Below are 14,681 nucleotides of genomic sequence, written 5' to 3' on the forward strand. Positions count from 1 at the left end.
ATGGGTATTGATCTTCCGCTGATCTGGGCCGTGATCATCATCTTCGGCATCATGATGTACGTGGTTATGGACGGTTTCGACCTCGGGATCGGGATTCTCTTCCCGTTCATCCCGGGCAAGACTGATCGTGACGTAATGATGAACACCGTCGCACCCGTCTGGGACGGCAATGAAACCTGGCTGGTACTGGGTGGCGCGGCGTTGTTCGGCGCCTTCCCGCTGGCCTATTCGGTGGTGCTCTCGGCGTTGTACCTGCCGCTGATCTTCATGCTGATCGGGCTGATTTTTCGTGGCGTCGCCTTCGAGTTTCGCTTCAAGGCCCGGGACGAAAAACGACACCTGTGGGACAAAGCGTTCATCGGTGGTTCGATTGCCGCAACGTTCTTCCAGGGCGTGGCGTTGGGCGCATTCATCGACGGCTTGCCGGTGGTCAATCGCCAGTTTGCCGGTGGCTCACTGGACTGGCTGACACCGTTCACCCTGTTCTGCGGCGCTGCGTTGGTGGTGGCTTATGCGCTGCTGGGTTGCACCTGGCTGATCATGAAGACCGAAGGCAAGTTGCAGGAGCAGATGCACGATCTGGCGCGGCCCCTGGCGTTCGTGTTGCTGGCAGTCATTGGCGTCGTCAGCATCTGGACTCCGCTGGCCCACAACGAGATCGCGGCACGCTGGTTCACATTACCGAACCTGTTCTGGTTCCTGCCGGTACCGATTCTGGTGCTGGTGACCTTGTACGGTCTGATCCGCGCGGTGGCCCGCAATGCGCACTACACGCCATTCCTGCTGACGCTGGTGCTGATCTTCCTCGGTTACAGCGGCCTGGGAATCAGCCTGTGGCCGAACATCGTGCCGCCGTCGATCTCGATCTGGGACGCCGCCGCGCCGCCGCAGAGCCAGGGCTTCATGCTGGTGGGCACGCTGTTCATCATCCCGTTCATCCTTGGGTACACCTTCTGGAGCTACTACGTGTTCCGCGGCAAGGTCACCCACGAGGACGGTTACCACTAGTCTCCGCGCCCCGGTTCCGTGTAGGAGCGAGCCTGCTCGCGATGGCGTCGGCAGCGGCGCCATTGATCTGAAGGAGATCGAAGCAATGAACGGCAAACATTCTTTGCAAGAAATTGAACACGCCGAAAAAAAGCCGCTGTGGCAGCGGCTTGGCTGGTTAGCCCTGATTTGGGTTTGCAGCGTCGGAACCTTGTTCATTGTGGCCAGCCTGATGCGCATGTTCATGAACGCCGCCGGCCTGACCACTCACTGAAAACCTGCATTCCATCCCGTCGCCTTCAGGCGCCGATTTGTAACCCTCCGATGGGAGGGTTTTTTTTGCCGTGTTACTTGCGGGCCTTGAGAATTACGAATTTCGGTGTCGATGCCACTTGCTCGACGCCACGGAACAACCGCGCGAGTTTGCTGTGGTAACCCAAGTGGCGATTACCAACGATGTACAACGCCCCGCCGACCACCAGCGCTTCCCGGGCTTGCTGGAACATCCGCCACGCCAGGAAGTCGCCAACGACTTGTTGCTGGTGAAACGGCGGGTTGCACAACACCACGTCCAGTGACTCGGGCTCTTGCCCGGCCAAACCATCGCCAGCACGTACGGTCACGTCGCGATCACCCAGCGCCCCACGCCAGTTTTCGGCGGCTGATTGCACGGCCATGAACGATTCGTCGACCAGCGTGTACTGGGCCTCGGGGTTTTGCAGGGCGCTGGCGATGGCCAGTACCCCATTGCCGCAACCGAGGTCAGCAACCCGTGCTGTCCCGAGGTTCTTCGGCAAGTGCGGCAAAAACGCGCGGGTGCCGATGTCCAGGCCTTCGCGGCAGAACACGTTGGCGTGATTGAGCAGTTCGATAGCCGGCGAGTCGAGCTGATAGCGTGTCGGGTAAGGAGAGGTGACCGGCGTTTTTGATTCTGCGGTGGCAATCAACAGACGTGCTTTCTTCACTGCCAGCGAAGCCTGAACCGGGCCGATGTAACGCCCCAGCAGATCGCCCGCGGCACGCGGCAGGTGTTTGATCATCGCGCCCGCAATGACTTGGGCACCCGGCGCCAGTTGGCCTTGCAGACGAATCAGTTGTTCTTCGAGCAACGCGAGTGTTTTCGGGACGCGGATCAGCACGCGGTCAAATGGACCGGCAAATACTTGACTTGCGGGTACGTGTGCCACCGCATCAAACGCCTGGCCATTACGGACCAGGTTCTTTTCCAGCCCCTGAAGGGCCAGAAATGAATCACCGCTGCTGGTCACGTTGACCTTGCCTGCCAGGCTGGCGGCCAGTGCGCCAAAGCTGTCGTTTAGCACCAGAACCCGTGTGTCGATCGAAGGCTGCTGTTCGGCCAGATGGTTGAGCAGGTACTCGTCTGCCGCATCAAAAGCCTGCAGCGGTTCGTTCTGCTGTTCGGGCTGGCGGATCAGGTCGAGGCTGGCGAAAGGTGTTTCGAGCAAAGGCATGGGGCGGGGCTCTGGGTAATCAACGGGTATCCCGCGGCTCAGGGGCGTTGTAGCGGGCGGGGCCGTCCGAGTGCACTGCGTCGTGGAAAATTCACACGTCATCACTCAGGATGGGACCGCGAATGGTACGTTTTTTTGAATCGGATTACTCGCAGGTTTTTTGGCTCAGCGCATTGCGCCGCTGCTGAGATAGCCGGCCTTGACGGCGGCGATGACGGCGGAAACCTTATTACTGACGCCGAGCTTTCGGATCGCTTCCTGCACATGGAAATTGATGGTACGGGCGCTGAGATTGAGAATTCTGGCGCTCTCATAGGCGGTCTTGCCGTCCGCCGCCAGCTTCAAAACGTCAACTTCCCGTGGTGATAAATGCGGTATGGGAGGTTTGGCAGATGACTTGGGCAGTGTCTGTGCGATCAACCGGTGCAGGTGTTGCCCAATGAACACGGAGAAACCGAAATTTTCATACAGCTCCCATGCGCTGACTGGGCAATGGCTTCTGGCCAGACTCAAAATGCTGCACAGACCGCTCTGTTCGTCATGAACGGCTTGTGACCAGCCGTGCTGCAAGCCTTGTTGCTCAAGTGCATCCCATAACCATGGCGTGTCGCTATAAAGATCTTCATCCCAGAGAACCGGCAGCATTGAGTGATTGCAATGCGCTACTACTGGGTCGATTGCGCTGCACTTGTTTTTTTCATACTCGGTGTTCCAGTCAGTCGGGTAATTGTTGAATCGTACGGTGTGAAACTGCTCGTTTTTTGTCGGATAACTTGTTGAAAAAGCAAAAAATTTAAACCCAATATTTTTCGCGAAACTTAGAGATATACGGTAGGCGCTCTCAATTTCAGTCGTGTTGGACAACTGTGTGAGTTGTAGTTCCTTCCATCGTTCCATGATCGGCTCCCTACATTAGGTTGGAATTGGCGTTTGGATCCAATGGATCGGCGCGATTTGGAGTGTAGGATAATTCTTATATTCGTGTTGAGACTTTTTTGGTTTGCTGGCGTTAAATTAAACATATGTCTGGTTCTTAAGGGTTGTTTGTATGTTGATATTAATATCAATGCTTTCTGCTTAACCAAGTAGTTAGCTGGGGCTTTGATATAAGTGAGAATAAGACTGCTTGCCTAAAAGACACTACAAAACACCGGTGTTTGTGGCGCCTGCTTTGCGAGACACTGCGCCTATCTGTTGATGGAGCCCCCCATGACCGCCAGTGAAGAAAAATATACTCGCCAGACGTTGCTCGACGTTCAACGGTTGACCCCGAACCTGTTTACCCTGCGCGCCACCAGGGACTCGGGGTTTCGATTTCGTGCAGGGCAGTTTGCCCGGCTGGGCGTAACCAAAGCGGATGGCAGCACGGTCTGGCGCGCTTACTCCATGGTGTCTTCGCCCTTCGATGAGTTCCTTGAATTCTTTTCCATCGTCGTACCGGGAGGAGAGTTCACCAGCGAGCTCTGTCGACTGGGCGTTGGCGATACGCTGCTGGTAGACCGCCAGGCCTTCGGGTACCTGACGCTCGACCGTTTCGTAGACGGGCGGGACCTGTGGTTGTTATCCACCGGCACGGGGCTGGCACCGTTTCTGTCGATCCTGCAGGACTTTGAGGTGTGGGAAAAATTTGAACGAATCATCCTGGTTTACAGCGTTCGCGAGTCAAAGGAGCTGGCTTATCAGGAGTTGATCGCCGGACTGGCACAGCGCGAGTATCTGACGGAGTACGCGCACAAGTTGCAGCTCATTAATACGGTGACTCGCGAGCAGCATCCTGGCGCCCTGAAAGGGCGGATCACCACGCTGATCGAAAATGGCGAGCTGGAGCGCGCTGCGGGAGTGGCGCTGACGCCCGAACACTCGCGAGTCATGCTTTGCGGCAACCCGCAGATGATTGATGACACGCGCAAATTGCTCAAGCAACGCGACATGCACTTGAGCCTCAGCCGACGGCCCGGTCAGGTGGCAGTGGAAAATTTCTGGTAGAAAAAACGGCGCCTCAAGGGCGCCGTTTTTGTGCAGCTAAAGCATTCAAGGCCGGTTGTTCTGGGCCTTCAGCAGGTCGCGGATCTCGCCCAGCAACTCTTCTTCCTTGGTCGGAACTGGCGGCAGTGTAGGGGCGACGGCTTCTTCGCGTTTCAGGCGATTGATGGCTTTGACGCCCATGAAGATCGCGAAGGCGACGATGATGAAGTCGATCATGCTCTGGATGAATTTACCGTACGCCAGCACGACCGCCGGGACATTGCCGTCAGCGGCCTTGAGCGTGATGGCCAGGTCACTGAAGTCCACTCCGCCGATCAGCAGCCCGATGGGGGGCATGACCACATCACCGACAAACGACGAAACGATCTTGCCGAACGCGGCGCCAATGATGATCCCGACGGCCATGTCGACCACATTGCCTTTGACCGCGAAGGCCTTGAACTCACTTAGCACGCCCATAGGTTATTTCCTTGTTACAGATGAGGTTGGTGAACGCAGTGTAAATCAGCAAGGTGCATCCTGCTCGACACAACTGCTTACGGCGCTTGCCTGTAGTCGACCAGAGCAAGGTAGAAAAGTTTGCAGGACATTGAATGCTTTGGGCTTTCGATCATTTTGCGATCGTCGCCATAGGTGCTTTTAGCTGCTCCGGCGGTACTGTCCTGGTCGCAAATGAGCAGCCTCCGCGATTCGCCTTGATGATATCGATGACAATCCCGATTCGAAAAGAGCTAACACTCTATAAAGGCTTATAAGCATGTAGCCACTCGCGGACAGTCCGGAGAAATTTTGTCTGCCGAACAGTTGTAAATTTTAATTTAGTATTAAGATCGGATCGAATGCGGTTGTTCTGGTTTTGATTGAGGGTGCTTTTCAATATTAACTTATACATTTTGTTCGTATGCTGTTAGGGGGTGTACAAGTTTTGTAGCGGGGTGGCTTGGTTTCTTTGAACTTTACGCAGTGAAAACTTAGACAATTTTATCTGAATGGTAAAAGTACAGATGTCATCCAAAGCTTAAGTCGTTAGCTGTCGTTGTTTAATTGGTAAAGTTTCTTGTTATATAGATGAAGCCGTTTTTGATTCTCCCACTCAACACCTGCTGCTTCTTAAGCCCGGAGAAGAGCTGCATGCCAGGACAACCGCTCGCGCTGATCCGGCTCACCTGAGCTATCATCGCGTTTTTTTGTCGGGGGTTCAGATGGCCAAGGCCAAGCGCATGTACGGCTGCACCGAGTGCGGCTCAACCTTCCCTAAGTGGGCCGGCCAGTGCGGTGAATGCGGCGCCTGGAACACGCTGACCGAGACCATGGTGGAAAGTGGCGGGGCAGCAGCGCCCAGCGGTCGCACCGGCTGGACCGGCCAGCAGGCGCAGATCAAGACCCTGGCCGAAGTCAGCGTCGAAGAGATCCCGCGCTTTTCCACTGCCTCCAGCGAGCTGGATCGGGTGCTGGGCGGTGGCCTGGTGGATGGTTCTGTGGTGCTGATCGGCGGTGATCCCGGTATCGGCAAGTCGACCATTTTGCTGCAAACCTTGTGCAACCTCGCCAAGGTCATGCCGGCGCTCTACGTCACAGGCGAAGAATCCCAGCAGCAAGTGGCCATGCGTGCCCGACGCCTTGGCTTGCCGCAAGATCAGTTGCGGGTCATGACCGAAACCTGCATCGAAACCATCATCGCCACGGCCCGGCAGGAAAAGCCCAAAGTCATGGTGATCGATTCGATCCAGACGATTTTCACTGAGCAACTGCAATCGGCGCCGGGTGGCGTTTCCCAGGTCCGCGAAAGTGCGGCATTACTGGTGCGTTATGCCAAGCAAAGCGGTACGGCGATTTTCCTGGTGGGCCATGTCACTAAAGAAGGTGCGCTGGCCGGGCCTCGCGTGCTGGAGCACATGGTCGATACCGTTCTGTATTTTGAAGGCGAGTCCGATGGGCGGTTGCGCTTGCTGCGAGCGGTGAAAAACCGTTTCGGCGCGGTCAACGAGCTGGGCGTGTTCGGCATGACCGACAAAGGCCTTAAAGAAGTCTCCAACCCGTCGGCGATTTTTCTGACCCGCGCTCAGGAAGAAGTCCCGGGCAGTGTGGTCATGGCGACGTGGGAAGGTACGCGGCCGATGTTGGTGGAAGTCCAGGCGTTGGTGGACGACAGCCACTTGGCCAACCCGCGTCGAGTAACGCTGGGGCTGGATCAGAATCGTCTGGCGATGTTGTTGGCGGTGCTCCACCGTCATGGCGGTATTCCCACCCACGACCAAGATGTGTTCCTCAATGTGGTTGGCGGCGTGAAGGTGTTGGAAACGGCCTCCGACCTGGCGCTGATGGCGGCCGTCATGTCCAGCCTGCGTAACCGGCCGCTGCCCCATGATCTGCTGGTATTCGGTGAGGTCGGGCTGTCGGGTGAGGTGCGTCCTGTGCCGAGCGGTCAGGAGCGTCTGAAAGAGGCGGCCAAGCACGGCTTCAAGCGCGCCATCGTGCCCAAGGGCAATGCGCCAAAAGAGTCGCCGCCGGGGCTGCAGATCATCGCCGTGACCCGTCTCGAACAGGCCCTCGACGCGTTATTCGAATAGCGTCAATCCCCTGTAGTAGCTGCCGAAGGCTGCGATCTTTTGATCTTAAAGAACAAGATCAAAAGATCGCAGCCTTCGGCAGCTCCTACGTAAAGCGGTCAAACCTCGATCAGGGCACCCAACTCTCGTTCCAGTTCGGCCTCGTCACCCAGATTAAGCTCAATCAATCGCCGCAGGCGTTCAATAGACTCCAGGCTGATGTGCCGGCAGACGAAGCCGAGCTGGCCGTGGTCTTCGTGGGTCAATTCCACATCCATGGCGATATCGATGTCTTCACTCAGGTGAATGTCGACGAAAAAATCCTGCTGCGGATTGCCCAGCCACGGCTCAGGCCGCTCGATCAACAACCCCTTGAGTGACAGGTCGATCAGCTTTACAGGCCAGGTGAAATCCCCCTGACTCAGCTCGGTTTTGGCATCGAACGCAATACGTTTGAAGCGGCGGCGGTCGGCAGGGTGGTCGCTCATGGCGCAATCCTCGAGATGTTCGCTGACTATAGACCCGCATTGCGCAAGGCTGCCAGCGCAGAGGGGGCGCTAGACCATTGTCGGGGTATGGCCTTTGCCGTCAGGAGAGCTAAACTCGGGGTGGCTGTCTTTCTTGTCCACTCTGGCTGGAATAATAAAATGAAAAATAATAATAGCCCGCTACGCCACCTACCCTGGCTGGTGCTGGCAATCATTGGTGCGTGCGCCCTGGGTGTCGTGGCATTGCGCCGAGGTGAGGCGATCAACGCCTTGTGGATTGTGGTTGCTGCGGTGGCCATCTATCTGGTCGCGTATCGCTACTACAGTCTGTTCATCGCCAACAATGTGATGCAGCTTGATGCGCGACGGGCCACCCCCGCCGTGCTCAATAATGATGGTCTGGACTACGTTCCTACCAACAAACATATCCTCTTCGGTCACCACTTCGCGGCCATCGCTGGCGCGGGGCCTTTGGTCGGTCCGGTACTGGCGGCGCAGATGGGTTATTTGCCAGGTACGCTGTGGCTGATTGCTGGCGTGGTGCTGGCCGGTGCGGTGCAGGACTTTATGGTTCTGTTCATGTCCACTCGCCGCAATGGCCGTTCCCTGGGGGACATGGTCCGCGAAGAAATGGGCCGTATCCCCGGCACTATTGCGCTGTTCGGCTGCTTCCTGATCATGATCATCATCCTCGCGGTGCTGGCGCTGATCGTGGTCAAAGCCCTGGCCGAGTCTCCGTGGGGCATTTTCACGGTGATGGCGACCATTCCGATCGCGATGTTCATGGGCATTTACATGCGCTACATCCGCCCAGGCCGCATCGGTGAAATATCCGTCATCGGCGTGCTGTTACTGCTGGGTTCGATCTGGCTGGGTGGGCAGATTGCCGCCGATCCGGTGTGGGCCAAAGCGTTCAGCTTCACCGGGATTCAGATCACCTGGATGCTGATCGGCTACGGTTTCGTCGCCGCGGTGTTGCCGGTGTGGCTGATTCTGGCACCGCGCGACTACCTGTCGACCTTCCTGAAAATCGGCACCATCATCGCCCTGGCGATTGGCATTCTGATCACCATGCCCGAGCTGAAAATGCCGGCTGTGACCCAGTTTATCGACGGCACGGGACCGGTGTGGAAGGGCGGGCTGTTTCCGTTCCTGTTTATCACCATTGCCTGTGGCGCGGTCTCCGGATTCCACGCGCTTATCTCCTCCGGCACCACGCCGAAGCTGCTGGATAACGAGGTTAACGCCCGTTACATCGGTTACGGCGGCATGCTGATGGAGTCGTTCGTGGCGATCATGGCCATCGTTGCTGCGTCGGTGATCGAGCCAGGTGTGTACTTCGCCATGAACAGCCCGGCAGCTGTGGTCGGCGGCGATGTGGTGGCCGTGGCGCAAGCGGTTAGCGGCTGGGGTTTCGCAATTACCCCGGAAGCTCTGCAAGCCGTGGCCCATGACATCGGTGAAACGACCGTTCTGGCGCGTGCCGGTGGTGCGCCGACCCTGGCGGTCGGTATCGCGCAAATCCTGCACAGTATCCTGCCGGGTGAAAACACCATGGCGTTCTGGTACCACTTCGCGATCCTGTTCGAAGCGCTGTTCATCCTGACCGCGGTGGACGCCGGTACGCGTGCCGGACGGTTCATGTTGCAGGATTTGCTCGGCTCGTTCGTGCCGGCGCTGCGTCGTACGGAATCCTGGACTGCCAACCTGATCGCCACCGGCGGTTGCGTGGCGATGTGGGGCTGGTTGCTGTATCAGGGCGTGATCGATCCGCTAGGCGGCATCAACACCTTGTGGCCGCTGTTCGGTATCTCCAATCAGATGCTGGCCGGTATCGCGCTGATGCTCGGCACGGTTGTGCTGATCAAAATGAAACGCCAGCGCTATATCTGGGTGACCTTGCTCCCAGCAGCCTGGCTGTTGATCTGTACCACCACCGCCGGCTTCATCAAGCTGTTCGACGCCAACCCGGCGATCGGCTTCCTGTCGCTGGCGAAAAAATACAGCGATGCCCTGGCCAATGGTCAGATCCTCGCCCCGGCCAAGGACATCACGCAGATGCAGCACGTGATCTTCAACGCCTACACCAACGCAGCGCTGACCGCGCTGTTCCTGTTCGTGGTGTTCAGCATCCTGTTCTATGCACTCAAGGTCGGCATTGCCTCCTGGGGTCAAAAAGAGCGTACGGATAAAGAATCACCATTCCAGGCCCTGCCGGATGCGTAACCTGAGGATTGCAGCATGTTCAATGACCTGAGTCGCCTCGGTAAATACCTCGGTCAGGCTGCACGCCTGATGGTCGGCATGCCCGACTACGACAATTACGTCGAGCATATGCAAACCAAACACCCGGACAAACCGGTGATGAGCTACGAGATGTTCTTCCGCGAACGCCAAGAAGCCCGTTACGGTGGCAAGGGTGGGCCGAAGTGCTGTTGATGCACCAAGCCTAGGCAACACAGCACTGTAGGAGCACGGCTTGCCGGCGATAGCGATCTTCAGGACGCCATCGCCGGCAAGCCGTGCTCCTACAGTTTTTTAGCGTATGGGAGATTCTGTTTTGCTCACTCCAATCCCTGTCACCATCCTCAGCGGCTTCCTAGGCGCTGGTAAAACCACCCTGCTGCGCCACCTGCTCAAGGCCGAGCACGGCCTTAAAATCGCCGTGATCGAAAACGAATTCAGCGACGCCGGTATCGACACCCAGTTGCTGGGCGATGAGCCGGTACAAGTCATGACGCTGTCCAATGGCTGCGTCTGCTGCACCATCCACACCGACCTGACCAAGGCCCTGTACTTGCTGCTCGAACGCCTGGACAGCGGCGACATCGCCTTCGATCGTCTGGTGATCGAATGCACCGGCCTGGCCGACCCCGCACCGGTGGCGCAAACCTTTTTCATCGACGAAGAATTGCGCGAGCGCTACATTCTCGACGGCATCATCACCCTGGTGGACGCGGCACATGCCGAGCTGCACCTGACTCAGACCATCGCTCAGGCACAAATCGGTTTCGCTGACCGCTTGCTGGTGAGCAAGCGTGATCTGGTGGATGAACCGACCTTTACCGCGTTGAGCGAGCGCCTGACCCGAATCAACCGCCGTGCACCCATCCGCGTGGTCGACCACGGCAACATCGACCTGGCCGAGTTGCTCGACGTGCGCGGTTTCAACCTCAATGCCGACCTCGGTGGCGGCGTGAGTTTGCGACCCGTTAGCCAAGCCGCGTCCATCGACCGCATTTCCAGCCTGGTGCTGCGTACCGACAAACCGCTGGATATCGACAAACTCAGCGAGTTCATGAACGAACTGCTGGAAGAGCATGGCAAGCAATTGTTGCGCTACAAAGGTGTGCTGAGCATCGTTGGCGAGCCACGGCGCATGGTGTTTCAGGGTGTGCTGAAGCTGTACGGCTTTGACTGGGACACTGAGTGGGCCGAGGACGAAGTGCGCGAGAGCGTGATTGTGTTTATCGCCGATGATTTGCCGGCAGAGAAAATTCGGGAAGGGTTTGCGCGGGTCGAGGCTGCCTGAGAGAGCCTGTACTTGTCTTGAAACGAACAACGGAATATCGAACGCCCGCCTGATGCGGGCGTTTTGTTTTTTTGAAAGTGAGAATAGTTAACTTATTTAAATAAAATCTCCTGGATTTGTTTGGTTCGGGTTTGCGTGAATTCAAGGTTTGTTTCATTCGGCAAGATATGCAGAGTTTCGGTTTTGTTGGGTTCTAGTGCTGAATGGGTGTTTTGTTGTTTCTTTTTGTTAGTTGAATTTCTCACCGGTTGGAAAGTTTTAATCTACATTTTACATTTGGTTTTGATTGGCTGGAGGTACAGCAAGCTAGTGAGTGCTACCTTTTGTCGGCGCCATTCAAGGCGACTTTTTTATCAGGAGAAACACTATGCAAGAACAAATTATGGATCTTTCCGGTGAACTGGATGCTGAGTTCGAAGCCTATGTAAATTCTGGTAGCGCCGGTGCTAAAGGTGGTGAAGTCATGTGCACTATGCTTTCTTGCGAGACCTTGGGTTGCACCGTCCTCGGCTGCTGCTGATCCTCCAATAATACAGGGTGGGTCAGTGACCCGCCTTGTTCGTCGAGAGTGATTAGTGATGTTGGCTAATGTTCTAGATTTCAAAGAGCGTAAAACATCTGGTGTGATAACTGCGCTAGATCAAGATATGTTGCGCAAGACACTGGAGCTTCTGCATAAAGATGATAAGGCTATCCAGCGTTACTTTGGTTTTGGTCGACAGGCACTGTTGAAAGATTGTCAGAACCTTTCAGTTTCGGCTAATAAGGAAAATGATTTTAAAGTTGGAGCGGTTGAGCAGAAAATCACGCTAGTTGTTTCGCTGTCATTCGGTTGCGACGTTGATCGGGATGAGTCTTTCGGCAATTTCTACGCCCGTTGGTATAGTTATTTCAAATACGTTTTTTTACACGACAGTAAATACAGTTCCGTTTGTGAGTGGATTAGCGTTGAGGGATTTCTGCCCAGTGTCCGTCCGCATATAACCGCTCTGGTTAAAGGCTTGTCGGACAAGTCACTGGTTCATCAGTTGAACAGCCGGATCGCCGAAGACGCCGATTTCGATCTGGAAACCTTCAACCGAGAGCTGGCAGATGAGGCACTGGTGCCGTTTCTGACATCGTACCCGCTGCTGACACACCTGCTGCTGGAGCGGATCGAAGATACAGTGGCCTACCTTTACAAGGTCATCGAACATTTCGTTGCAGACATTGATCGACTCGAGGCAGCTTACCCATTGGTCGGCAAGCGGATAGATTCGATAGACCTTGGTCTGGGGGATTCTCACGGTAATGGCGAAACAGTCTGCCGCGTTCAGGTCAGCGGTTATTCATTGGTGTACAAGCCCAGAAGCAACCGGGAAGCGGTTTTCTACAATGCATTGCTTGCACAACTGCAGTGCTCCTCAGGCAATGCCTGTTTTACCGTTTACTCACCAATCATGGTGTCTCTAGAGAACCGTTGCTGGATTGAAAACGTCGAAAACCTGGTCTGCGAAAACGAAAATGATCTGGTGCTTTTCTTTCAACGCCTCGGTGCCCAAGTTGCGGTAATCCACGCCTTGAATGGGATCGACTTCCACTATGAGAACATCATTGCCTGCGGCAGCAGCCCGGTGATGATCGATCTGGAGTGCCTGTTCACACCGGTGATGGTCGACTTGAGGGTCAATTTGCCTCACAGCCGCGCGCTATTCAAAACGATCAAGCTCAATAGCCAGTCGGTTTTCTCTAGCGGCTTCGTGCCATATTCGCCGGATTCCGACAATGACTACAGTGGGCTGAGTCGGCAGAAACAATTCGTAGGCAGAAAAAAGCAGCTGGTTCGTGAGCAGGGTTTCTACCGCTTGAAACAGGTTGAGGTCGACAATCGACCCATTATTCGGCACTTGCCCATTTTCGAAGGTGAGACGCGTTCGGTAGCTGACTACAAGGATGCATTTTTACTTGGCTTCGAGCGCGGTTACGATGAAATGGTGAACTGTCGCAACGCTGTCCTTGAGTTGCTCACGCAGCATGCAGGGGCATTGAAATCCCGTGTCCTGATCAAAAACACCCAACGTTACGCCGACTTCATCGCAATGATGCTCCACCCCAGATTTACGCAATGCCGGGTCCAGCAGGAATTGCTAATGGCGACCTTGTGGTCGGAGTTGAGTGAAACACTCAACGATTACGAGATTCCAAGGCATGAAATCATCGATCTGGAGAAGGCCAACTTTCCCTGTTTTACCTTGCCCTTGCTGTCCAACCACTTGTTGAATGCACATGGGCAGACCGTTGCCTCTTTGGCGATTGAGCGCCCGTTCGACAGTTGCCACCGCAAGTTGGATAGCCTTTCGCTCATAGACAAAGCTTTTCAGATACACATATTGCAGATGTGCCTGTTTCCTGTTGCCAATGAAGACCTACCGTTGAACCGGGCGCATCAACTTAAGGCAGTGCCGCACCTGAGCCGCGCACACTACCTTCAAGGTGCCATACGCATTGCCGAGGTCATTGAAAAATGGCGCATAGAGGGGGATGAGGGTGATGTTGGCTGGACGTTCATGGACACGCACCCACGAACCCGGCGCAACTTTATTTCGCCGATGGGCAGCGGTTTGTACAGCGGGATGGGGGGATTGGCGATTTTCTACCTGAGCCTGTTCCGGGTTAGCGGGGCGGCGCATTATCGGGACGAGGCCGAGAAAATCCTCTGTGCGATGGTCAAGTCCCATGGGCATTTTGCAAATGAGCTAACCGTGGGTGCTTATTTTGGGCTGACGTCTTATTTATACGTTCTGGTGAATTACCAGCTTATGACTGGCCGGAAAACGTACCAGACGACTGTCGACGAGTTACTGCATAAGCTGGAAGTTTTTCCGCGCGAGGGCGATGAGTTCGATTTCATTCATGGTTGGTGCGGGACTGTGACTGTTCTGGTGAATCTCTATCAAATTGAAAAACGCGAAACGTTGCGGCATTTGATCGAAAAGTTCTCGCTAGCCATTCAGTCTGCTTTCACGCTGGAAAACGGAACATTGCTGCTCAAGGCCACGGGTAAACCTCTGTGGACCGGTTTTTCCCACGGTATCTCCGGAGCGTTACTGGCGATGGGCAAAGTGTGGGAAGTGACGAGAGATCCACTGTTGGCGAAATTGATCGCTCAGTGGCTGCAGGCGGAAAATCGCCTCACCGTCAATGGCTTCTGGGTTGATCTGCGTGAAACGGCGAAGTCGATATCCACCATCAAATGGTGTCATGGCGATGCAGGCATCCTCATTGCACGAGATTGGCTGGTTCAGGTGATGGGTGAGGCATTCGACGACGACACCAAAGCTGCACTTGCGCGGGATATCGAACGCTGCGAACGCCATCTGTGGGATCAGGGGCTGGGTTCTGGATATAGCCTGTGCCATGGCGATTTCGGCAATCTTTTGTGCTTGCTGAAGTTCTATCGCGAGACCCGCAATGAGGAGGGTATCGCCAGAGTGAAGCAGGCGCTGTCTCAGGTGGCCCATAACTTCTTCAATGAAGACTTTCTTGATGAGCGCAATGTCCCCGACCTCGGCTTGATGCTGGGAATTTCGGGTGTCGGCCTGGCCCTGTTGAATACCGTGGATGACAGTTTGCCGGATGTGTTGTCGATGGAGTTTGCAAGGCCGATTACCGTCGCTTGAGCATTGTT

13 protein-coding genes are annotated in these 14,681 nt (G+C 55.5%); 9 read left to right on the forward strand and 4 right to left on the reverse strand.

What is annotated here, in order from left to right; all coding sequences use genetic code 11:
* Both cydB and KUF73_RS14700 read left to right on the forward strand, forming a co-directional pair.
* Complete coding sequence (gene cydB / locus KUF73_RS14695; RefSeq protein WP_218438776.1) at window positions 1–1,008, forward strand: cytochrome d ubiquinol oxidase subunit II; 1,008 nt, start codon at window positions 1–3, stop codon at window positions 1,006–1,008.
* An 85-nt stretch (window positions 1,009–1,093) separates the two neighbouring features.
* Window positions 1,094–1,261 (forward strand): DUF2474 domain-containing protein, encoded by a 168-nt coding sequence (locus KUF73_RS14700; RefSeq protein WP_218438778.1) that lies wholly within the window; start codon window positions 1,094–1,096, stop codon window positions 1,259–1,261.
* Between the two features lie 73 nt (window positions 1,262–1,334).
* Here KUF73_RS14700 and KUF73_RS14705 read toward each other — a convergent pair whose 3' ends face one another.
* Together KUF73_RS14705 and KUF73_RS14710 are read right to left on the reverse strand one after the other, a co-directional pair.
* A complete protein-coding gene (locus KUF73_RS14705) occupies window positions 1,335–2,459 on the reverse strand; it encodes a methyltransferase (RefSeq protein WP_218438780.1) in 1,125 nt (374 codons plus the stop codon).
* A gap of 165 nt (window positions 2,460–2,624) precedes the next feature.
* Window positions 2,625–3,356 (reverse strand): autoinducer binding domain-containing protein, encoded by a 732-nt coding sequence (locus tag KUF73_RS14710; RefSeq protein ID WP_218438781.1) that lies wholly within the window; start codon window positions 3,354–3,356, stop codon window positions 2,625–2,627.
* Between the two features lie 312 nt (window positions 3,357–3,668).
* Between KUF73_RS14710 and KUF73_RS14715 the strand changes: the two genes are divergently transcribed.
* A complete protein-coding gene (locus KUF73_RS14715) occupies window positions 3,669–4,445 on the forward strand; it encodes a ferredoxin--NADP reductase (protein ID WP_218438783.1) in 777 nt (258 codons plus the stop codon).
* Between the two features lie 45 nt (window positions 4,446–4,490).
* On the opposite strand, the gene mscL is transcribed toward KUF73_RS14715, so the two are convergent.
* On the reverse strand, window positions 4,491–4,904 hold the full coding sequence (mscL, locus tag KUF73_RS14720) for a large-conductance mechanosensitive channel protein MscL (RefSeq protein ID WP_218438785.1): 414 nt from the start codon (window positions 4,902–4,904) through the stop codon (window positions 4,491–4,493).
* A 743-nt stretch (window positions 4,905–5,647) separates the two neighbouring features.
* On the opposite strand from mscL, the gene radA reads away from it, so the two are divergent.
* On the forward strand, window positions 5,648–7,015 hold the full coding sequence (gene radA, locus KUF73_RS14725) for a DNA repair protein RadA (RefSeq protein ID WP_218438786.1): 1,368 nt from the start codon (window positions 5,648–5,650) through the stop codon (window positions 7,013–7,015).
* A 98-nt stretch (window positions 7,016–7,113) separates the two neighbouring features.
* Here the strand turns inward: radA and KUF73_RS14730 are convergent, their stop codons facing one another.
* Window positions 7,114–7,482 (reverse strand): PilZ domain-containing protein, encoded by a 369-nt coding sequence (locus KUF73_RS14730; protein WP_218438788.1) that lies wholly within the window; start codon window positions 7,480–7,482, stop codon window positions 7,114–7,116.
* A gap of 159 nt (window positions 7,483–7,641) precedes the next feature.
* Here KUF73_RS14730 and KUF73_RS14735 point away from each other — a divergent pair, with 159 nt between their 5' ends.
* The 5 genes from KUF73_RS14735 to lanM all read left to right on the forward strand — a co-directional run bounded on the left by KUF73_RS14735 (window position 7,642) and on the right by lanM (window position 14,673).
* Window positions 7,642–9,708: a carbon starvation CstA family protein gene (locus KUF73_RS14735; RefSeq protein ID WP_218438790.1), complete on the forward strand. Its 2,067-nt coding sequence runs from the start codon at window positions 7,642–7,644 to the stop codon at window positions 9,706–9,708.
* A 15-nt stretch (window positions 9,709–9,723) separates the two neighbouring features.
* Window positions 9,724–9,921: a YbdD/YjiX family protein gene (locus tag KUF73_RS14740; protein ID WP_007895266.1), complete on the forward strand. Its 198-nt coding sequence runs from the start codon at window positions 9,724–9,726 to the stop codon at window positions 9,919–9,921.
* Between the two features lie 121 nt (window positions 9,922–10,042).
* Window positions 10,043–11,014, forward strand: coding sequence for a GTPase (gene yjiA, locus KUF73_RS14745; RefSeq protein ID WP_218438791.1), 972 nt, complete (start codon window positions 10,043–10,045; stop codon window positions 11,012–11,014).
* Between the two features lie 367 nt (window positions 11,015–11,381).
* A complete protein-coding gene (locus KUF73_RS14750; protein ID WP_218438793.1) occupies window positions 11,382–11,534 on the forward strand; it encodes a hypothetical protein in 153 nt (50 codons plus the stop codon).
* Between the two features lie 58 nt (window positions 11,535–11,592).
* A complete protein-coding gene (gene lanM, locus KUF73_RS14755) occupies window positions 11,593–14,673 on the forward strand; it encodes a type 2 lanthipeptide synthetase LanM (protein WP_218438794.1) in 3,081 nt (1,026 codons plus the stop codon).
* Window positions 14,674–14,681 lie beyond the last annotated feature (8 nt).

This window comes from Pseudomonas sp. PD9R, from assembly GCF_019200975.1.
GTDB lineage: Bacteria > Pseudomonadota > Gammaproteobacteria > Pseudomonadales > Pseudomonadaceae > Aquipseudomonas.